A 20,225-nucleotide genomic window follows, 5' to 3' on the forward strand; every position below is an offset into this window, starting at 1 on the left:
CAAATCGTTCAAATACCCCGGATGACCTCAACGTCATGGGATTGCCGGTGCATTGGCGGGCCGACTATGCTGGCTGGCTAATCGACCAATATCACCAGGGGCACGGCGCTCACGTGGTCACCCTCAATGCCGAAATGGCGATGCAGGCCGACCAAAATCCGGCCCTGCGCCAGGTCATTCTCAACGCCGAGTTGGTGATCCCCGACGGGGCTGGGGTGGTGCTGTACTTTCGGACGAAGGGGCAACACATTCAGCGGGCTCCTGGCATTGAGCTGGCTGCCGCAGTCCTCAATTATCTCTCTAGCCAAGAAACGGTCTTTATGTATGGCGGTGTTCCTGGCGTGGCCCACCGCGCTGCGCTGTATTGGCAGCATCAGGTAGCGGGGCTAAAGGTATTAGGCACTCAGCATGGCTATTTGGGCCCAAACGACCAGCCCGAGTTTTTGCATCAGCTTGAGCAACTGCAGCCCAGCGTCATTTTGGTGGGCATGGGGGTGCCTCGCCAAGAGCTATGGATTCGCGACCACCGTTACCTCTGTCCCAACAGCATTTGGATTGGCGTCGGCGGCAGCTTTGATATTTGGGCCGGGGTCAAAACTCGCGCTCCTGAGTGGATGTGTGACAACCATCTAGAGTGGCTCTATCGGCTCTACAAGGAGCCCTGGCGCTGGCGGCGAATGTTGGCGTTACCTCATTTTGCCTGGCGATCGCTCACCTACTCGGCCCGTTAGGCTCAGCTAAAGGCCAGGTTGGCCAGCCCCAAATATCGGATACCGGTGGGTGTCACCTCAAAGCGACAGGGTAAAACCCGCACTCCCTTGGCCATGGCTTCCCGCAGCAGGGTGCCGTAGGTGGGGTCGGCCTGATCCCCCGGCGCAAACTCGGTGCAATCACCCCGGTTGATAAAGTACAGCATCACGGCCTGGGCATCTGGAATCAGCGCCGTCAGCTCTTTGAGGTGTTTTTGGCCCCGGGTGGTGACCGTATCGGGGAACAGGGCCAGGGTGCCCTTGGCCCAGGTGGTATTTTTCACCTCAATGTAAGTGGAGGGTGTGCTCTTGCTATCTACCACAAAGTCGATGCGGCTCTTGCCGTCGCCGCCATAGCGCACCTCAGGGCGAATGGTGTTGTAGTCGCCCAGCTCTGGAATTTGTTTTGCTTCGAGGAGTGACTTTACCACCCGGTTGGGCATTGCGGTGTTAGCGCCTACCCAGGTAGGCATCGTGTCGTGCACCTCGGCTAGTTCCCAGGTGTAGGCGAGCTTGCGCTTTGGGTCAGTGCTTTGGGAAACCAGCACTCGCCCGCCAATGTGGCATACCCCGGTCATGGGCCCTGTGTTGGGACAATGGGCGGTAATGACCTCGCCGGTTGTCAACGCAATGTCGGCAAAAAACCGCTTGTAGCGCTTCAGTAATGTGCCTTCGAGCAGCGGTGGCAACGGGTAGAACCAGTCGGCGGTCATAGCAGCGGGGGATGGGGGCCGTGCCCACCCTAGCAGGAAAGGGCTGATACGGGTACCTGGGCAAAATATCGCCGACGAAATTGCTCTTCTTGCACGGCGTCTAGAAAGCGCCGCACGGCCAGAAACTCGGGCGCATCGGTCTCGGGGTGGGTTTTCAGGGTAAGCACGGCGGCATCTTGGGTGGCGATGTCGAACCCAACCGTGGCTAAGGCCGCCAACCCGAGGGAGAGGCTGGTGGGAGACAGGTGCAGCCTCTCTATCAGCTGCGATCGCGTTACTTCAATCCCGGTTCGGGCCAGATACTTGGCAATGCCCACCAGCTCTTGCCACACCGCCGAGGGCGTTAGCCGGTCTACCTCGGGTGAGTAGGTGAGGGCCAGCGGCAACCCACTCTGGGCGGCCTGCCGCTGCCAGGCTTGCCAGTCGCTCCAGTGGCTAGGCACCTGATCGACTATCAGCACGGCCCCTTGGTCGCCGGGCATGGTCTGCCGCCAGTCAAGAATAGGGTGCGATGGACCTGGGGCTGGGGCCGCGACGGCGCTTGGCCGGACATCCACTAGCTTGATGTGATAGCCATTGTGACGGTTGAAATCGAGCTCTGCCACCACATCACAACGCCCCTGGGGTAGTTCATCGCGGTAGTGGCCCCACCACTCGCCCGCAAAGCCCGCCTGAGCATCGTCATCCCACAGCTCAAACTCAGTTTTGATATAGCCGACGGTCTGGTTGTTGCGATCGCGCAATTTTCTGTGCGACACATTCTGAAACCAGGCCTGGCGAATCAGCAGCTTTGGCACTGGGTTGCCCATACCGCAGGGTTCTAGCCCTTTGAGTTGGCGAAATAGAGGCTGGCCTAGATCGCTCACCGTTACCGCCAGATCGATCTTAAGCAGGGCCTGAGGGGCGCTATCTCCGCCAAGCTGCTCACGCACCACGCGGTTTAACGCCGCCGCCAGCATCTCCACATGCTCGACAGGCAGAGTCAGCCCCGCCGCCAGGGGATGGCCGCCAAACCCGGTGAGTAAACTGGCCTGGGTCTGAAACAGCTGGTAGAGATCGAGCCCCTGAACCGATCGGGCCGACCCCCGCGCCAGTCGCGGCCTGCCATCCTCAGGCGGCGGATCGATGCGGAGCAAAATGGTGGGTATCCCTAAGGCTTGGGCCAGTTGCCCAGCCACCAGGCCCAAAATACCGGCGGGCCACTGCTCATCGGCCAGCACCAAACAGCGGGTCGTAGCCAGGTCTACCTGGGCGACCCGGGCCATGACCTGGCTATACACATCCCGCTGGAGAGCCTGGCGGCGGGTGTTGGCCAGCTCGGCTTCATAGGCCAGGGTTTTGGCGCGATCGCGATCTTGGCTAGTCAATAGCTCTACACAAAAGCTGGCATCGCCATGAATGCGGCTGACCGCGTTAATGCGCGGCCCTAGGCCAAAGGAAATATCCGTCGGGCGATCGCCCGTGCGCTTACACAGCGCTAGCAGTTCTGTCAATCCCGGCCTGGGATAGGGGGGCGCTGGCTGAGTCTGGGTTTGTAGTCGTGCTATTCCCACCTGGGCGAGGTAGCGACAGTCGCCTCTAAGCTCGACTAAATCAGCAATCAGCCCGATAGCCACCAGGTCGAGCACATGGTCAAGGGGGCGAGGCGGCGGTGATTCTAGCGAGTCATACCAGCCCTCCAGCAGCTTATAGGCCACCGCTACCCCCGACAACGTGGCCAGGGGATGATCTGGGGATAAACGCCTGGGATTAATCAGAGCAAGAGCGCCAATCTCCCTATCCGGCAGCGTGTGGTGATCGGTCACAATCACCTCAATACCCAGCTGATTAGCGTAGGCAATTTCAGCCCCATTGGTGCTGCCCGTGTCACAGGTCACCATCAGGGTGGCGCCCCACCGAGCCAGCTGATCAATGCCCCGCTGCGACAGCCCGTGGGATTCGCTGAGGCGGTTGGGGATGAAATAGGTGAGGCGATCGCCCTTGGGGATCAACTGCCCCAGCCCATCCCACAGCACGGCGGTAGCCGTCACGCCATCGGCATCAAAATCGCCCCAGATAGCGACCTTTTCTCGCTCAGCAATAGCCTGGTTAAGACGGGCCACTGCGATCGCCATATCCGGCCCAAAGGCATGGGCCGACCTAGGCTCATAAACTGCCGGGTTCAGCCAACCCTCAAGGGCATCGAGGTTACAGATCTGCCGCTGCCACAGTATTTGAGCCAGATGCCCGCTCCCCCCCCCGACGACCTGGGCCACGGCCCTCGCCCAGGGCTCTGGACAGTGATCTGCTGTGGGGAGCGCCCAGTGCAACGGTGGTGCAGCCATAAAATCCGTTTAAAACAACAACAATTAGAAAACGGGTTGGTTGAGGCGAGTAGGCCCACCCCACCCGGAAACTTTAAAAAGCTTCCGTAAAATAAATTAGCAGGGCAGATCACAGGCTATTTGCCTACGATAGGGTTAGCGGGTAATTTATAGTCAGCCAAATAGATGAATATCTGCTTAGCTGATTCCCATGGTTAGCGATCCGCGCTGAGGTGAGGGCCTAAACACCCGACTCTCCTACTTTTCATCTATATCAGTTAGTTTTATTTTTTAATGGACGCTCCAAACCGATACCACCTTCGGCCCCTGCTCGGCAAACTGTCTTTGGAGTTGTAAACTCCTCATTAGTTAATTTTAATTATGACGAAGCGTAGCCACCCTGAGCTAGATGGTCAAAATCCTCAAACACTGTACACCTTTCACCTCAAACGACCTGGCCAAACCCTGCGGGAACGACTGACCTGGGGAGCACTGGGGTTGTCGATTGGTTTAAGTGCGGCCGTTGGGTACTTAATGCTCGCTGGAGAAGAGCGATCGTGGCTATGGCCTCCCTCCCGAGTTACTGAAGCCACGGGCGCAGATCCGTTCCGCCAGGGGTCTGAGCAGGCTATGGCTGCCGCCGAGTTAACTCAAACCGCTGAATTTAGAGAAGACTGGGCCGACATTGTTATTCTCTGGCAACAGGCCAGCGATGCTATGCGGCTCGTGCCCAATTCCAGCCCTAACGCTGCCCTGGCCCAAGAGAAGGTAGCTGAGTACGAGCGCAACCGCCAATATGCCCAGAGCAATGTGGATACCCGCACCAGCCGTACCCCTGCCGACACAAATTACTGGACGCTGGGCTCTGACCGCGACCTGGTGCTGACCGTTCAGGGGCCGCCCTCCCAAACCACCCAGTTTCAAAGTAGCTGTCAGCAAATCCTGCGCTACGACAACAGCGTGGTAGAGCTCAATAACGGTTACGTCAGCCAATACGAAAATACTGATAGCAACCTCAAGGTTATTGGTGAAACGCCCGTTGTGGTCTCGGCTCAAGCGGCCCAAGGCACCTGGACTCTGGGCTCGGCTGAGGCCGATGTCATCCGAATTCAGGGCACCCCTACTCGCCAAGGGCAATACACCGCCACCCGTTATACCACGCTTTATTTTGGGACTAGTGCCGTGCAGTTTGAAGAGGGGCAGGTGATTGGCTATGCTGACGTCGATAAAAATCTCAGGCTCTCTCTGAATCTGCCCCCTCTACCTGAGGGCCAGACATTACCTCAGCATTGGTCTGTTGGGTCTAGCCGTTCTGAGGTGCTCAGGGTCGAAGGACGTACGCCAACTGCCATTAGCCGCAATGACAGCAACTGTGAAGAAGTTTTCCAGTTTGATGGTGGAGAAGTCACCTTCCGTCAAGGAACCGTAACCGGCTATCGTAACTTTGGCCAAACCCTCCAGGTAAACTAAGTGGCGCGCAGATTAGCTTGCTGCTCTCTCGGCTGAGCAAGACAATTCGGTAGAGCAACGTTAACCTAACGTGGGTTCTCAGAGTAACGGCTAAGATCCGGTGCATTGTTTTGGTCTAATGCCCCTATGCTTAAACCAATCATGTGGTCTTCTCTGCCTTTGCACCGTGGATGATGCCACCCCTACTATTGATTTAGTCATCGTCGATGACGATGCTGAAACCCTACGCCTGCTGAAACGGCTTCTAAGTCAGCAGGGGTATCGTATTGAGGTGGCTGAAAATGCTGCGCAGGCATTAGGTGTCATCTCAGCATATCGTCCTGGATTGGTGCTACTAGATCTCGTGCTGCCTGACATGGATGGTTATGCTTTGTGCCAACGGCTCAAGGCCAACCCCCTCACCGCCGAGATCCCGGTGATTGTGCTCAGCTCTTTGGTGGACTCCCTCGATCGCGTCAAAGCTTTTCAAGTGGGGGCCACCGACTATATAACTAAGCCCTTTTCTGCCCAAGAGGTGTTGGTCAGGGTGCAAAATCAGCTGCGGTTAGCCCAGCAGCGGCAGCTGCTTAGCCAGCAAAATGCTTTGCTGCTTCAAGAGGTGCAAGAACGCACCCAAATGGAGCAGGCGATGATTGCGGCAGAGATGAACTACCGCAGTATTTTCGAGAATGCAACGGTGGGCATCTTTAAAGCCTCGTCAACGGGGCAGCTGCTCAGCGTTAATCCATCAATGGCTAGGCTTTATGGCTATGACTCGCCCCAAGAAATGGTGGCGACCATCTCAGATATTAGCCACCAGATTTATCTTGAACCGAAACGGCGGGATGAATTGGTCGTCTATCTCAATCGCTTTGACAAAATTACCGATGCTGAGTCAGAGGTATTCCGCAAAGATGGCGGCACGTTTTGGGTCAGCGAAGATATTTGGAAAGTATGGGATAAGAACGGCACCTTTTTGCACTATGAAGGTATTGTTCATGACATCAGTGAGCGGCGGCAAATGGAAACCGAGCTGCGGCAACAGCGCCAGCAAGCCGATCGCCTACTGGTCAATATTTTGCCCCATCGCATTGCCCAGCGCCTCAAGGGCGGGGCTCGCACCATTGCCGAAAGCCTTGATCAGGTGAGTGTGCTATTTGCCGATCTGGTTGACTTTACGGCAGCTTCTAGCCAAATGACGCCACCTCAGCTGGTTAAGCTGTTGAATGAGGTGTTTTCAATGTTTGACCAGCTGGCTGAGTTTCACCGCTTGGAGAAAATTAAGACGATCGGTGATGCCTATATGGTGGCGGGCGGGCTGCCCAGTGCCAGCGATGACCATGCCGAATCGATCGCACACTTTGCCATCGACATTTGTGACGCTATTGAGCGGTTTCCGCGCCCTGACGGCAAGACGTTTCAAATTCGGGTGGGCATTAATACGGGCTCAGTCGTTGCTGGGGTGATTGGACGACGCAAGTTTGCCTACGATCTTTGGGGCGATACCGTTAATATTGCCAGTCGCATGGAGGCCACTGGAGAGGCCCAGCGCATTCAGGTGACGCCAGAACTGTATGAAAAACTTAAAGGCAAGTTTCGGTTTGAGGCTCGTGGCCATGTGGCGGTTAAGGGCCGGGGTCAAATGATGACCTACTGGCTCGTAGGGCGGCTGTAGTCCTGAGCTGGGTAGGATTCAAGATAAAATGCCCTGGAGACAATACCTGCTGCCTCTAGATTTCCTATGGTTGCGATTTCTGCGGATCTGCGTCAGCGACTGCGTCAGCCCCTGCACATTGGTGCTGTAACTGTTCAGAGTCGGGTATTGCAGTCGCCCCTGTCTGGGGTGACCGATCGCGCCTTTCGGCAGCTGGTCCGTCGCTATGCGCCAGCCTCGATGCTCTACACCGAGATGGTGCAGGCCACGGGGCTATGCCACGCCCAGCAGCTCGCAAAGCTGATGGACATTGGTGCCGCCGAACAGCCGATCAGCATTCAGCTGTTTGACTGCCGCCCCGACTTTATGGCGGCAGCGGCGCGTAAAGCGGTGACAGAAGGGGCCAAAACCATCGACATCAACATGGGTTGCCCGGTCAATAAAATCACTAAAAAAGGCGGTGGGTCTTCGTTGCTGCGGCAGCCAGAGGTAGCCGAGGCGATTGTCCGTACGGTGGCCAGTGCCGTGCCTGTACCTGTGACCGTGAAAACCCGCATTGGTTGGGATGACGACCATATCAATGCCGTAGAGTTTGCCCGCCGCATGGAGGCGGCTGGGGCGCAAATGCTGACGCTTCACGGGCGCACGCGCAGCCAGGGCTACCACGGCCCCGCCGATTGGCACTGGATTGCCCGGGTCAAGGCCGCGCTGGCCATACCGGTGATTGCTAACGGCGATATTGTCTCGGTGGAGTCGGCGGTGCGCTGTTTGGAGATCACTGGGGCCGATGGGGTGATGTGCTCGCGGGGTACCCTGGGCTACCCATTTTTGGTGGGCGAAATTGATGCCTTTCTAAAAACGGGTGTGGTTTTACCCCCGCCTACCCTACTAGACAGGCTGCGCTGTGCCCGAGAACACCTGGGCCTGCTGTGGCAGTACAAGGGCCAAAAGGGCATCTATCAGGCTCGCAAGCATATGGCCTGGTATGTCAAAGGGTTTGCAGGGGCTGCCCCCCTGCGTCAGCAGCTTTGCCAAATTGATACCCTGGTGGCGGGATATCGGTTGCTCGATGATGCGATCGCAGCTCTAGAGACAGACCCCGCTCTAGGTCGGCCAGGTTCTGTGCCTACTGGGGTAGCCCCAGGTTAGGTTGGGCGCTGTATCCAGACGTTGTCAACAGTAAGAATTAGCTAAGAGCGGATAACCGCCCCTTGACTAACGGGGTTTAAGGTAGGATCTATTAATAAATAAACTTAAGTTGTTCAGATTTAAGTTGCTGCTGTTTTCCCCAGTATCTCCATGACCTCGTACGCCACCGCCACTGCCCGCGCCGATATGGGTGAGCTTCGCCGTCTGAGAAGCCTGTTGCCCCCTGAACTTCAGAGCTGGGTGACGGTGGAGTCGGCCATTGATGTGACCCCGCCGCTGATCACCTGTGAAGAACTGGGTAAAGACCAGGTTGAGATTCAGGTTGACCTGATCAAGTGGGAACAGCTGGCGCTCGACCAGCGCAATCTATTATTTTGGCATGAGGTAGGCCGCATTCAAAACGACACCATTCCCCGCGATGGTTGGGAAATGGCTGCGCTGGCTATTGGCCTGGGTGGGGCCGTCGGTGAGCTGTGGGTACAAGATGGCCTACTGCTAATGCTGGCGCTGGGGCTGTGTGGCTTTTCAAGCTGGCGGCTCTATAAGCGCAACAACAACCAAAAGACCCTGCAAGAGAGCATCAGTGCCGACGATCGCGCGATCGCCATTGCCACTCGCTTTGGTTACACCTTGCCCAATGCCTATAAAAGCCTGGGCAGCGCCCTCAAAACTCTGATTGAGCAAACCCCGAAGAAGCGTCAGCGCGATCGCTACATCAAACGCCTGGAAGCCCTCAAAAAGAGTGCCGCTAAAGCCAAGGAGAGTGCTCGGGCCCAGCGTGGCGATATGCGATCGGCCTACTAGGCTGGATAGCGCGATCGCCCTGATCGGGGGCGCTAGGGCTTAGAGTATTCCACCTAAAAAAACATCCTGATCAGGAACGCGAACTCGGCCCAATGGGCCGGTCGCGGAGAGACACCGGATAGGTATTTAGTTGGAACACTCTTAATCGGATTGCCGCAGCGTTTGCAAGATCTGTTCTATCACCGCTATCGGTATCTCCGGCGGCAGACCCGTGCTGGCACCAATGACGGCAAAACTTTGATTGTGCGGAACCACCCCTGTCAGACCTGCGACCTTTAGCTGGGCCACCATCTCCGGGCTGCTTTTAGGCAGCACGATGACTGGCTTAGCACCCTGACGATAGACCCCCAGGGACTGTACCGTAAGCTCGAAATCGCCCGGTGAGAAGGCCGGGTTAAGGTCGCCATCGTATTCAAATTTACTCAGCATGAGCTGCATTGAATAGAGCTGAGCCGGGTTGAGGGGGCTAGCCTCAGGCACCGTACGGGCGCGGCGAGTGGCCACCATGTCTAAAAATGAGGTTCTGATGACGTTGGAGCCAGTGGCCTCAGTATCAAAGGAGCGGCAGTAGGCCAGGCTATCCCAGCCAGGGTTGTCGCGCAAAATCCATTTGTACCGTTGGCCGTCGCCCTGGGCATGCAGCACGGTGCCCTGCCACTGGCTCAGGTTTAGGGGTGGCTCCAGGTTGCGGGTGCGAATGGAGGCAAATCCACCGCTATTGGCGGTAGAGACCTGCCCACTAAACCGCAAGCCCCCCTGCCACTGGATTTGGCTAGTGCTGACTCCGCCCATTACCCCATCGTCGAGACTGCCCCACAGGGCCGCGATCGCGGGGTCAAGGCGACAAAAATTGATCAGGGTTGCCTCCTGATACGCGGCGGCTTGACCCAGCTGTGCGATCGCAGCCAGATCGGCTGCCTCAGGATTGGTAGCCCCCCAGAGAATCAGCGGGGTGTTGATCAGGTTGGCCCCGGGCTCCAAAGCTTTAGAAATAACCCCATAACCAAGGGGAGTCAGCACCGGGGCCAGCGCATCAAACTGATCTATCGTGCTGCCCCCTAACGCTATTTTGGGTTGAGCTAAAACAGGAACTAAACTACGGGTGTCTAAAGTATTTGTCATAGAGATACCGGGTTCTACCATGCCGGGAAGACGGCGTAATCCCTTGCTGAGAGGGCCTACCACCTCGAAATGAGCCAAGGTTTTGAGCAGTCGTATAGGATTCCAAGTCATGGTAAAAGCTAACAAAACATTGTCAATCTTGTGTCTAACTCGGCCCAGATGTGTCACGCGATCGGGCGATTTTCTGTAGATCTACCCATTAGTCAGCCTGACTCACCCGGGTATGCTAACCCTAGCGGTGGTAAATCCTTTGATGTTGTGCCCTTCGCCAGCCCCTGTTTTCGTGGTTCCCTTAAGCAAGCATTACCCATGCGAATTTTAATTTACTCCTACAACTACCACCCAGAGCCGATTGGCATTGCACCGCTCATGACCGAGCTGGCTGAGGGGTTAGTGGCTAAGGGGCACCAGGTGCGTGTGGTCACGGCGATGCCCAATTATCCTGAGCGCCATATTTATCCCCAATATCGTGGCCGCCTCTTCTCCACTGAAGATCGCAACGGGGTCACCATTCAACGTTGCTTCGTGCTGACTTGTCCCAAGCAAAGGCTAGCGGGGCGACTCCTGCTAGAACTGAGTTTTATCATGCTCAGTCTCTGGTCGGCGCTGCGGGGATGGCGGCCTGATGTGATTCTCAATAGTAGCCCCTCTCTGCCTGCCTGCCTGCCTGTGGCGCTGCTCAAGACGATCTATCAATGCCCCAGCGTGCTCAATCTGCAAGATATTTTGCCTGAGGCGGCGGTGCAAACCGGTTTGCTGAGCAATCCTTGGGCCATTCGCCTGGCCGAGCTGGTAGAAACCTTTGCCTATCGCAACGCTACTCGCATTAGCGTCATTGCCCAGGGCTTTCGCGATAACTTGCTGGCTAAAGGGGTACCCGATACAAAAATGGTGTCTATCGCCAACTGGGTCGATGTTGACTTTATTGCTCCCCGGCCTCAGGCCAGTAGCGTGTTTCGCCACCACCACCAGCTGCAAGACAAATTCGTAGTGCTCTACACCGGCAATATCGCCGCTACCCAGGGGGTAAAAACGGCTATTCGCGCCGCCCGGGTTTTGACAGACTATCCCGATATCCATCTGGTGATTGTGGGCGAAGGTAAACAGCTAGCGGCCCTGGAAGCCTTTCGCCAAAAGCTAGGACTGAGCAATATTTCGCTGCTGCCCTTTGTGCCTCGGGCTGAGCTGCCCGATATGCTGGCCGCAGCCGATGTGGGGCTAATTTTGCAGAAGCGCAGTATGGTGGGCTTTAATATGCCCTCTAAAACCCAGGTGCTGTTGGCCAGTGGTCGGCCTATTCTAGCTTCGGTACCGGGGGATGGGTCTGCTGCTCAGGCAGTCAGAGCGAGTGGGGGTGGCCTGGTGGTCGAGCCGGAGAATCCTCAGGCGCTTGCGCAAAATATTCTAGATCTCTATCAGCATCCGGCAAAGGCGCAATATTTGGGCCAACGTGGCCGTCAATATGCTGTTGAACATTATTCGGCTAGTCGAGCAATTAATCGCTACGAAGCCCTCTTCTATGAGCTGGTGGCTCCGCAACGCCAGTCCACAGATGGAGAATTTACTCTGCTGCCGGTGCAAGAATAGAGGCTAGATAGGCCTAGAGCATCGGTACAGGGTGGCTAACCAGCTTTATTCTTCGATCGCTAGAGAGACGCGATCGCCGCCGACAGAGCGCATATCGCCTAAAAACTGCATTACCTGCTCGTAGGGTAGATCCTGACCGGGCAAGAGAAAGACAATGTTTTCGGGATTGCGGCCCAGGTAGGTTTCCATTTGCCCCTTCAGGGCTTCGACTTCAATCGGCTGCCCGTTGAGCTGCACCTGATTTTCGCCCACGAGCTGCACGATGAACGGGTCGGTGGGGAGCGGGGGCGGGGTATTGTCTTGCTGCTCAGCCGGTAGCTGGACGTCGATGAGTTTTTCGCTGCCCAGGCTCATGGTGATCATGACAAAGAACGCCAAGATCCCCATCATCACATTCAGCATAGGGATGAGGTCGATCTGGGGTAGTTTCGAAGACTGACGTTGACTAAACCGCATAGATTAAAGCTACAACCGTTCCATTGGCTTGGGGCTGGTCACCAGGTCGGGGCGATGGTTAGGGTCGATGCTCAGGCTGGGTTCGTACCAATACTGACGGTAGATCAGCTCGAGTTCGTTGCCAGCGTCAGAGAAGTAGTCGATTTGCTGGGCCTGGAGGGTGACCATGACCCGAAAAACTAGCAGGGCAATAATCGCTACCACCATGCCAGCCGCGGTAGTAATCAAGGCTTCACCAATTCCGGCGGCGGCGGCGCTGGCTTGTTCACCGGTCCCTCCCCCGCCAATGTTGAGGTTGCCGAAGGTGGCAATTAGCCCGGTTACCGTTCCGAGCAGGCCCAGCAGTGGCGCCACTGCGACGATGGTTTCTAGAATTTTATCGCCCCGGCGCATTTTGACAAATTCGCGATCGCCAGCTGTTTCCATCGCCAGCCGAAAAGTGTCAGGGGAGGGCTGCTTCAGCCGCAGGGGAGCCAGCAAAAACCGGCCAATGGGCAGATCTTGGGCCTGGGTTGCGATCGCGGCGGCTTGGCTGAGGTCACGACGAGAAGCATCTAGCACGTCACTGACGACCTGATCTTCGCGGCGCAGCAGCTTGGTCCAGAACAGGGAGCGCTCTAGGGCGGTGGCAATGGTGAGTACTGAGCAGCCTAAAATGGGCACCATGACTGGCCCACCCTTAGCCAAAAAATCTAGAACAGTTGTCATAGCCTGGGACTAACAGTGAATTGGTTCTGCTTCCACGATAAGCCTATCGAAAGCTATTGCCCTGCACATTAACGCAAGAGCGATAACGATTTAAGAAAAGTTTAAGTCGTGCCGTGGTTCGATCAGACAGTAGTCTAATCGCTATCTCCCGGAATATACGGTCGGTTAATGGCGCGTCCGGTAGGCCCAGTCACTGAGGTTGTCTTAACCGGTGATGATGGCTGAGGGCTAGACTGGGTGGTTGCTGCCGCAGGCCGACCAGCGACGGGATTGACTCCAGCGGCGGCAGCTACTGCACCAGGAGACGGTAGCTCTTGCCAGCTCAAGTTACCGTCAGAATCAACCTTAACCAGTACTGACTCAATCGTGCTGGTATCGGTTTCTAGGCTTCCCACCACCTGACATTCAAAGCGATCGCCGGGCTGATTGACCCGGTAGGTAGACGTACCACAGTCGATTTGAGCTCGCTTACCGTAGGCCTGTGATAGCCCCTGCTGAATGCTGTCTTCTATCTTGGGTAAATTTAGCAGCGCCTTAGAATTGGGCACCTCCCAGGTAACATTGCCCTGATTGTCTTGCTGAATGACATTGACGGTAAAGCTGCCCTCGGGGCTCAACTCGCCGACGCAGCGAAAGTAGGCCTCTGCCTGGCGAGTGATGTCGCTAGGGCAGAGTACAGAGTCAATCGATAGACGACGCCCCTGGCGCTCAATATCGGCCTTAATGGCGGCCTCTACCTTGGCGGTGTCGAGCCGGTTGCCGCAGGCGACCAGGCCCAGGGCACCGAGCCCCCAAAGCCATGACTTGAGGGAAGCAAATCGGTTACACCTGTTCATTGAGCCAATCAGTCCTTCGGGTTTCAAGACAGTTAATGCCACAGACCATATCTCGATTGTGCCAGGAATCTTGCCCTAGCGGATGCTGTCTTCACGACCTCTCCAGGCAGGTTCACCATAGCGCCGTTCCGGGCTGCACCCCTCTCCGCCATAATAAGGAAGGTGCTTAACACTTGTTTATAACAACTCGCTCACTATGGCAAAAGATCTACAGCAGTTTCTGACCCTCCTGGAAAAGCGGGGGCAACTCCGCCGCATTACCGCCCCTGTTAGCCCAGATCTCGAAATTGCTGAAATTGCCAACCGCTTGCTGCTGGGGGGAGGGCCCGCCCTGCTGTTTGAAAACGTGCAGGGGGCCACTATGCCGTTAGCGATCAATGTGCTGGGCACCGTAGAGCGAGTGTGCTGGGCCATGGGTATGGAACACCCAGCTGAGCTCGAAACCCTGGGTGAAAAGCTGGCGCTACTGTATCAACCCCGTCCGCCTAAGCAGTTTTCTCAAGCGATTGACCTGGGTAAGGCGCTGTTTGACGTCGTCAAGGCCAAGCCTGTGCGCGATCTGTTGCCCCCTTGCCAGCAGGTAGTGCTGAAGGATGATGCCGTTGATCTCAATCAAATACCGCTGCTCCGGGTTTACCCCGGGGATGCCGACAAGGTAATTACGCTAGGGCTAATGATCACCAAGGATCCGGAGACCCACATTCCAAATATTGGGGTGTATCGACTTCAGCTCCAGTCGAAGCATACCGCTACAGTCCAGTGGTTGTCGGTGCGGGGCTGTAGCCGTCACCTGCGTAAGGCTGCTGAAATGGGTAAGCCGTTAGAGGTCGCGATCGCGATTGGCGTCCACCCGCTGGTGATTTTGGCCGCCGCTACCCCCCTGCCGATCGATCTGTCAGAGTGGCTCTTCGCTGGCCTCTACGCGGGTAAAGGCCTCACATTAGCCAAATGCAAAACCGTAGACTTAGAGGTGCCCGCTGCCGCTGAACTCGTGCTGGAGGGAACGATTACCCCCGGTGAAACGGCTGTAGATGGCCCGGCTGGTGACCATATCGGCTACTACGGTGGCGTCAATGAGGCGGCTCCGCTGCTGCGGTTCCACTGCATGACCCACCGCAAGAACCCAATTTATATGACTACCTTTAGCGGTCGCCCGCCCAAGGAAGATGCCATGATGGCGATCGCCCTCAACCGCATCTACAACCCCATTCTGCGCCAGCAGGTACCCGAAATCCAGGACTTCTTTTTGCCCATGGAAGGGCTGAGCTATAAGGCCGCTGTATTATCAATTGAAAAGTCTTATCCTGGCCAGGCCAAACGCGCGGCCCTAGCCTTCTGGTCGGCGCTGCCCCAGTTTAGCTACACCAAGTTTGTAATTGTGGTCGATCAGACCATCAATATCCGCGATCCTCGCCAGGTGATGTGGGCCGTTACCTCTAAGGTTGACCCCGTCCGTGACGTGTTTATTTTGCCCGATAACCCCTTTGATCGGCTTGACTTCGCTACCGAGAAACCTGGTCTTGGTAGCCGCATGGGTATCGATGCTACCACCAAGGTCTATCCCGAAACCGACCGCCCCTGGAGTGAAGAACTCACCCCTGACCCTGATACCGCAAATTTGGTAGACAGGCGCTGGGCAGAGTATGGATTAGGCGACTTGAACCTGGGGGATGTAGACCCAAATCTATTTGGGTATGACTTGAGAAAATAGGTGCTGTAGGAAGAAAATTAAGTAAGACAATGTCTGTGTCTCGGTATAGGGATTGGTCGTAATGCTGTAGGTTAGGCCCGGGGCAAAGGAGCTGCGATCGCCAGTCGCTGACGCACAACGTCAAGGCATGGACGTGCGATCGCCAATAGGTTATTACCCGGCTTCTCAGCTAAAGATATAGAAAAGACTTGGTTGTGCTCAGCGCTATAGCTATAGAGGCCGTAGCCATAGCTATCCAGAAGTGTTGCCAAGTCTTCAGCGGTATAACTAAAATTTTGTATTTGGTGATTAATTTCCAGAATCCATACCATAGGGCAGTGTTTTTGCAAAAGTAAATGAGCCCCTCTAAATGCTAATAGCTCAGCACCTTCAATATCCATCTTCGCTAGGGTCAACTCTTCTGACTTGTCATGTAATAGGTTATCTAATGTATCAGTAGACACTTGCAGGGTTCGGTTAAAATCTTGGTTGGCAATCCTAGGGGTCGAGTCACCATCGGCTAAATCTAAAGAAACGTCACCCTGAGAGTCTGAAATAGCCAACTCATAGACCGTAACATGATCAAACTGATTCAGAGTCAAGTTTTCTTTTAGACGAGCTACATTTCTAGGCAGGGCCTCAATACTGTATATATGACCAGTCGGAGACTTAGCTGCAGCCAAAAGCGTGTAAACACCAATATTCGCTCCGACATCAAGAAAGCTGTCGCCATCCTGAAGAAAACGCTGTAAAAAAGACATTTCATTGTGGTCGTAAAGCCCGCAATATAAGGCCGCGCTAGCTGAACGGCTGTCTGGGTAGCATCGCACCTTAATGTCTTCATCCAAACTAATGTTGATACTTCTACCGGTGAATCGTTTCCAGATCTGCCACCCTAAAAAGCGATACACTGCTTGTGTTTGACGCTTCTGATTGTTTGGATGGTTCCAAATATAGGCTAGAGTTCTGCCAGCCAGGAAATTTTCATTCATAAAATTCTTGAATTTAGCCAAGCGAATATCTTTTGAATTCAAAGAGATTGAGGCTTAAAGATACGCTCCGTGAATTGCCAGCAGACTAAAAACATCCCCCTCCACTGGTTGTAAGCTACGCCCATCAAAGAACGAAAATCCATAACCTCTGAGAAAATTTTCAACCCTATTCTTACTAGAGTAGCCGTCAAGATAAACGGCTTTAACAAATCTCTTTTCAAAAAACTTGCTAGATCCTTCTAATACATCCATCTCTTGACCTTCAACATCAATTTTGATGACCATAGAGACCCCACTAATGTCAAATGAATCTAGACGACGACAAGGTACAATCGTCTTTTCTTTGTTGTTGTAAGACGAGGCATAATCAATAGCTGTGAACACACCAGAAGCTGTTCCGCTGACAAATTCTAGTTCACCTGTCTTGTTTGAGAGCGCTATACAATGCGTTTTAACCTGTAAATTTTCAACGGTTCTCGAAAGCCGCGAAAATGTATCAGGATTTGCTTCAAAAGCTAGAAATTCGATGTCTTGAAAAACTGATTTTAGTTTTGATAAACTCGCAGAAAAAACCCCTACGTTGGCCCCAACATCTATAAAAGTATCTGAGCCAGGCAGCAATGCGGCAAGGTGCATAAGCACCGGAATTTCATCGCGGAATAGACTAGAGAACTTTGCCATCCTAGATGCTCTAAGATAGCCATGCTCTTTAATGGAATTCACTTTCAGCCTAGAGCATAGCAAATCTATATCTATATCTTCATCTTTTTCCAGAAGCTTTGTCACGAAAAGCCTCACGGCAGGCTTTTTGATGAAATAACGATCATATAGTCGAGAAAACACTTGGCTTACCTCCTGATTTTTTCGAATTTCATTTTTTCGTACAGCTTGGCATCAATTAGGAAGCGATACCAGAACCCTTGAAAAACATGAAAAATCAAACCAGGGATTCCATCTAGAAAGCCAAGACCAATAACGTATCGCATTAGAAAATATATTAATGCTCTCAAAAATAAAGGAGATCGAAAGTAGAGGTTCTGTTTAACCCATCGTCGCTGAGACGGTTGTGATCCGTTATTACTACCCAGTAATAAATTCGCTTCGCTTTGGGTATCTATAATATCTTGAATTTCTAGTTCTGAATAGCGGTTATGCTTATTGATCCAGAAGTTCAAACCCTTTAAATTCTCGTCAATGAGGTCATGGTGTAACTTGTCGAGGCTACCTTTAGAAAGAACCATATGTTCATCCATATAGCGCGATTCACAGGAGGCATGTCCTGTACGCCAAACCCGAAGCAGCCAGGTAGGATAATAGCCACCGAAACGAATCCACCGGCCCATAAAGAAAACACGACGTTTAATCAAATAGCCGGAGATTTGTGCTTCAGATTGAACAAGTTTTGTATTTAGTTCATCAACTAAATCAGACGTCAGACGTTCATCCGCATCCAATCGCATCGACCAAGGCGTGTTAAACGGTAAATTCTCAATTGCCCAGTTGACTTGTTCTCCATGATTGACCCACTCGTGGCTATACACGTGACAACCCCATGCACTAGCTATGCTGAGGGTGTTGTCTATACTGCCTGAGTCTACAACAAAGACTTCCGCGTCTAAGCCCTTTAGGCTTTCAAGGCAAGTGGATAAATTTGCCTCTTCATCCCTAGTCAAAATGATCAGAGAAATAAGAGCCATAATGATTCAAGTATTCTCGACGTCAAAGCTAGGTGAAATGGATTGATAGGTTTCTATTAACCTCTTAGCTACTTTCTCCCATGTGTAATGTTCTAAAATAAATTTACGCGCTAGATTTCCTGTCCGCTCAGCGGCTGCGGGATGACTCAAACAAGAAAGTAGGGCTTCAGTGATTTCTTCAGCCTTACTTTCAACCACATAGGCAGCTTTTGCGATCGCAGCCTCAGGAAAGTTGCAGCCAGTAGTAATTATGCAGGGTAGTCCAGATGCCATAGCCTCTAGAATCGACATGCTAAAACCTTCAGAATAGGAAGGGGCCACATAGAGGTTGGAGGCAGAAAAAGCTGCATATTTAAGAGCACCTGTTAAGAACCCAGTAAATGTGACAGAGTCCGAGCATCCTGCTGCTGCAAAGTATTCCTGGGCGGTAGGCGAAAATCCAATGTTGTCCGGGCCAGCGATAATCAGATGAGTCTGAGGAAATTGAAGTTGAATTGAAGCAAATGCCTGCGCTAGCAAATCGAGTCCTTTTTTAGGATCAATTCTGCCCAGGAAGAGAATTAAGGTTTTATTTCGTGTCAGTGGAAACTTTTGGTAAAACAATTCAGCATCGGGCAAGGTATTAAAATCATGCTCATGAATTCCATTTGGGATAGTTACAATAGGTGGTGCAAGTCCCAGCTTTCGAATATGTTCTGATTCAGGAGAGGCCGTAGCTTGAATTACACTAGCTCTATTCAAAGCGGGACGCTCCAGTACTTTATAATAGAGATGCTTTTTCCAAGGCTTATACGACAGTGCCCATGGTTCTAACATTCCATGGGGAGCCATAACATAGGGCGTTTTATGCCACTGGCAGGCGAGATGAACTGGGATATTTGGCAAGGAAAAAACCGCGTTGCTATGAACTACATTGTAATCATGAACATGGTTAAATAGCCAGAATGCGAGCGAACTACTCCATTTGTAATCGCCTGAACTAAAGTAGGGGAAGTACTTAATTCGATAGCCATTCTGATTAACCCACTTCTTAATAGGAACCTCTAGTCTCTGTTGCCCATTAGCATTGGTGGTAACAACATCGACATACATACCTTGGTGACTCAGGGCTTCTGCCAACCCTACTACGATCTTGGTTGGCCCACCGTAAACGTCTCCAATAGCTGGAATAACTAAGAGAATATACATGATAAGAACTACTTCAACGTATGCTGAATAGCCTTCTGAAGCCCATGAGAAAAGGTTTCAGGAGAATAATTCTGAATGTGAACCTCCGAAGCACGGCCCATAATCTCTAGATCTACAGAGTCAGAACTAACTTTCATCATCAATGATGAAAGTTGTTGAACATTTTCTGGATCAAACCCAAATCCATTCACACCCTCTAGCACTAAATCCTCGAAACATCCGCAACAGTTTGAAACTATAACCGGAAGACCTGCAGCCATAGCTTCGTTTACGACAAGTCCCCATTGTTCTTGAAGACTCGCATGAATGAAACATTGAGCATGAGCATAGTATGGTAAAAGCTCTTCCAGCTGAAGAAACCCAGGCATGTGAACTGAAGACTCTAGACCCAAGACGCTGACTTTTTGTTCTATCTGAGGATATAATTCACCGTCACCACATAATACTAGATCCCAGGGTTTGGTATTTGTCTGCTGACGATAGTCTGCATAGGCTTGAATGATTCTATGCAAGTTCTTTTTTGCAATAAATCGATTGACAGCTAAAAAGTAAGGGCGATCGAGTGGTTTTGGAAGATCTTTAATTTCTTTACGGCAAAATCTCTTATTCTCGACCACATCGTACCCGACAAAAATAGCATTTCTTGGCATGCCAAGATTACATAAATATTGCTTATGAAGTTGCCCTGCTACTAATGCAGCATCATATTTCTGAATAATCAAACTTTTAATAAATTCCTTAATAGAATTACGCAGGGAGTCATTTTCTTTGCTGTCTGATAAGAGGATCGCAGGTTTCTGGTGGAACAGGCTCCATAGCAAGCCTACCAGCATGCCCTTGATGCCATAGCCGCAGAGGATGACAATCTCTGGTTGCAAATTGTTTAAAGCACTTAAAAGGCGCCATGACAACATAACCCACGTCTGCCCTTCAGCAGATTGCTTAGACAATATGACTCTTCTATAGGGAACCTCCTGGTCACTCTGTTGCCAGCTATAGGTCTCCGACACCTCACCAAACTCTACTAATGAGAGCTCATAGTTTGGATAAGTCATAGCAAAGTGGGTGTAACGGGCAGCAATATAGGGGCCTGTTACCATAGTTAAAGCAGTCACTTTCATAGTAGAT

Annotated in this window: 18 protein-coding genes; 7 read left to right on the forward strand and 11 right to left on the reverse strand. The window is 52.9% G+C overall.

Features of this window, described 5'->3' with window-relative positions:
* Positions 1–35 precede the first annotated feature (35 nt).
* Positions 36–731, forward strand: a complete 696-nt coding sequence (locus tag IQ254_RS01700) for a WecB/TagA/CpsF family glycosyltransferase (RefSeq protein WP_193963838.1) — start codon at positions 36–38, stop codon at positions 729–731.
* A gap of 2 nt (positions 732–733) precedes the next feature.
* Here the strand turns inward: IQ254_RS01700 and sfsA are convergent, their stop codons facing one another.
* Positions 734–1,462 (reverse strand): DNA/RNA nuclease SfsA, encoded by a 729-nt coding sequence (gene sfsA / locus IQ254_RS01705; RefSeq protein WP_193963675.1) that lies wholly within the window; start codon positions 1,460–1,462, stop codon positions 734–736.
* 29 nt (positions 1,463–1,491) lie between these two features.
* Complete coding sequence (recJ, locus tag IQ254_RS01710; RefSeq protein ID WP_193963677.1) at positions 1,492–3,786, reverse strand: single-stranded-DNA-specific exonuclease RecJ; 2,295 nt, start codon at positions 3,784–3,786, stop codon at positions 1,492–1,494.
* A 360-nt stretch (positions 3,787–4,146) separates the two neighbouring features.
* Between recJ and IQ254_RS01715 the strand changes: the two genes are divergently transcribed.
* The 4 genes from IQ254_RS01715 (at position 4,147) to IQ254_RS01730 (ending at position 8,821) form a co-directional block, all read left to right on the forward strand.
* Positions 4,147–5,235, forward strand: a complete 1,089-nt coding sequence (locus IQ254_RS01715; protein ID WP_193963679.1) for a hypothetical protein — start codon at positions 4,147–4,149, stop codon at positions 5,233–5,235.
* 166 nt (positions 5,236–5,401) lie between these two features.
* Complete coding sequence (locus IQ254_RS01720; protein ID WP_193963681.1) at positions 5,402–6,889, forward strand: adenylate/guanylate cyclase domain-containing protein; 1,488 nt, start codon at positions 5,402–5,404, stop codon at positions 6,887–6,889.
* Between the two features lie 66 nt (positions 6,890–6,955).
* Positions 6,956–8,017, forward strand: coding sequence for a tRNA dihydrouridine synthase DusB (gene dusB / locus IQ254_RS01725; RefSeq protein WP_193963683.1), 1,062 nt, complete (start codon positions 6,956–6,958; stop codon positions 8,015–8,017).
* Positions 8,018–8,167: 150 nt separating this feature from the next.
* Complete coding sequence (locus IQ254_RS01730; RefSeq protein ID WP_193963685.1) at positions 8,168–8,821, forward strand: DUF3318 domain-containing protein; 654 nt, start codon at positions 8,168–8,170, stop codon at positions 8,819–8,821.
* 141 nt (positions 8,822–8,962) lie between these two features.
* On the opposite strand, the gene IQ254_RS01735 is transcribed toward IQ254_RS01730, so the two are convergent.
* Complete coding sequence (locus IQ254_RS01735; protein ID WP_193963687.1) at positions 8,963–9,943, reverse strand: CIA30 family protein; 981 nt, start codon at positions 9,941–9,943, stop codon at positions 8,963–8,965.
* A gap of 309 nt (positions 9,944–10,252) precedes the next feature.
* Between IQ254_RS01735 and IQ254_RS01740 the strand changes: the two genes are divergently transcribed.
* On the forward strand, positions 10,253–11,530 hold the full coding sequence (locus IQ254_RS01740; protein ID WP_193963689.1) for a glycosyltransferase family 4 protein: 1,278 nt from the start codon (positions 10,253–10,255) through the stop codon (positions 11,528–11,530).
* 45 nt (positions 11,531–11,575) lie between these two features.
* Here IQ254_RS01740 and IQ254_RS01745 read toward each other — a convergent pair whose 3' ends face one another.
* From IQ254_RS01745 to IQ254_RS01755, 3 genes are all read right to left on the reverse strand, one after another.
* A complete protein-coding gene (locus IQ254_RS01745) occupies positions 11,576–11,986 on the reverse strand; it encodes a biopolymer transporter ExbD (protein WP_193963691.1) in 411 nt (136 codons plus the stop codon).
* A gap of 9 nt (positions 11,987–11,995) precedes the next feature.
* Entirely contained in the window at positions 11,996–12,694 is a 699-nt protein-coding gene (locus tag IQ254_RS01750) for a MotA/TolQ/ExbB proton channel family protein (RefSeq protein ID WP_193963693.1), read from the reverse strand.
* Positions 12,695–12,828: 134 nt separating this feature from the next.
* Positions 12,829–13,530: a DUF4333 domain-containing protein gene (locus tag IQ254_RS01755; RefSeq protein WP_193963695.1), complete on the reverse strand. Its 702-nt coding sequence runs from the start codon at positions 13,528–13,530 to the stop codon at positions 12,829–12,831.
* Positions 13,531–13,726: 196 nt separating this feature from the next.
* Between IQ254_RS01755 and IQ254_RS01760 the strand changes: the two genes are divergently transcribed.
* Complete coding sequence (locus IQ254_RS01760; protein ID WP_193963697.1) at positions 13,727–15,241, forward strand: UbiD family decarboxylase; 1,515 nt, start codon at positions 13,727–13,729, stop codon at positions 15,239–15,241.
* A gap of 71 nt (positions 15,242–15,312) precedes the next feature.
* On the opposite strand, the gene IQ254_RS01765 is transcribed toward IQ254_RS01760, so the two are convergent.
* From IQ254_RS01765 to IQ254_RS01785, 5 genes are read right to left on the reverse strand one after another with little or no spacing between them, the layout of a single operon-like run.
* Complete coding sequence (locus IQ254_RS01765) at positions 15,313–16,254, reverse strand: FkbM family methyltransferase (protein ID WP_193963699.1); 942 nt, start codon at positions 16,252–16,254, stop codon at positions 15,313–15,315.
* Between the two features lie 12 nt (positions 16,255–16,266).
* Positions 16,267–17,055 (reverse strand): FkbM family methyltransferase, encoded by a 789-nt coding sequence (locus IQ254_RS01770; RefSeq protein WP_193963701.1) that lies wholly within the window; start codon positions 17,053–17,055, stop codon positions 16,267–16,269.
* 5 nt (positions 17,056–17,060) lie between these two features.
* Positions 17,061–17,909 carry a glycosyltransferase family 2 protein gene (locus IQ254_RS01775; protein WP_193963703.1) on the reverse strand — a complete coding sequence of 283 codons (849 nt, stop codon included), beginning with the start codon at positions 17,907–17,909 and terminating at the stop codon, positions 17,061–17,063.
* 6 nt (positions 17,910–17,915) lie between these two features.
* Positions 17,916–19,097, reverse strand: a complete 1,182-nt coding sequence (locus IQ254_RS01780) for a glycosyltransferase (RefSeq protein WP_193963705.1) — start codon at positions 19,095–19,097, stop codon at positions 17,916–17,918.
* An 8-nt stretch (positions 19,098–19,105) separates the two neighbouring features.
* On the reverse strand, positions 19,106–20,218 hold the full coding sequence (locus IQ254_RS01785; RefSeq protein WP_193963707.1) for a glycosyltransferase family 4 protein: 1,113 nt from the start codon (positions 20,216–20,218) through the stop codon (positions 19,106–19,108).
* Positions 20,219–20,225: the final 7 nt, after the last annotated feature.

The organism is Nodosilinea sp. LEGE 07088 (genome assembly GCF_015207395.1).
GTDB lineage: Bacteria > Cyanobacteriota > Cyanobacteriia > Phormidesmidales > Phormidesmidaceae > Nodosilinea.

Coding starts and splice junctions, on each gene's coding strand:
- IQ254_RS01700 (WP_193963838.1), top strand. CDS start 36: ATGGGATTGCCGGTGCATTGGCGGGCCGACTATGCTGGCTGGCTAATC.
- sfsA (WP_193963675.1), bottom strand. CDS start 1,462: ATGACCGCCGACTGGTTCTACCCGTTGCCACCGCTGCTCGAAGGCACA.
- recJ (WP_193963677.1), bottom strand. CDS start 3,786: ATGGCTGCACCACCGTTGCACTGGGCGCTCCCCACAGCAGATCACTGT.
- IQ254_RS01715 (WP_193963679.1), top strand. CDS start 4,147: ATGACGAAGCGTAGCCACCCTGAGCTAGATGGTCAAAATCCTCAAACA.
- dusB (WP_193963683.1), top strand. CDS start 6,956: ATGGTTGCGATTTCTGCGGATCTGCGTCAGCGACTGCGTCAGCCCCTG.
- IQ254_RS01730 (WP_193963685.1), top strand. CDS start 8,168: ATGACCTCGTACGCCACCGCCACTGCCCGCGCCGATATGGGTGAGCTT.
- IQ254_RS01735 (WP_193963687.1), bottom strand. CDS start 9,943: ATGACAAATACTTTAGACACCCGTAGTTTAGTTCCTGTTTTAGCTCAA.
- IQ254_RS01740 (WP_193963689.1), top strand. CDS start 10,253: ATGCGAATTTTAATTTACTCCTACAACTACCACCCAGAGCCGATTGGC.
- IQ254_RS01745 (WP_193963691.1), bottom strand. CDS start 11,986: ATGCGGTTTAGTCAACGTCAGTCTTCGAAACTACCCCAGATCGACCTC.
- IQ254_RS01750 (WP_193963693.1), bottom strand. CDS start 12,694: ATGACAACTGTTCTAGATTTTTTGGCTAAGGGTGGGCCAGTCATGGTG.
- IQ254_RS01755 (WP_193963695.1), bottom strand. CDS start 13,530: ATGAACAGGTGTAACCGATTTGCTTCCCTCAAGTCATGGCTTTGGGGG.
- IQ254_RS01760 (WP_193963697.1), top strand. CDS start 13,727: ATGGCAAAAGATCTACAGCAGTTTCTGACCCTCCTGGAAAAGCGGGGG.
- IQ254_RS01775 (WP_193963703.1), bottom strand. CDS start 17,909: ATGGCTCTTATTTCTCTGATCATTTTGACTAGGGATGAAGAGGCAAAT.
- IQ254_RS01780 (WP_193963705.1), bottom strand. CDS start 19,097: ATGTATATTCTCTTAGTTATTCCAGCTATTGGAGACGTTTACGGTGGG.
- IQ254_RS01785 (WP_193963707.1), bottom strand. CDS start 20,218: ATGAAAGTGACTGCTTTAACTATGGTAACAGGCCCCTATATTGCTGCC.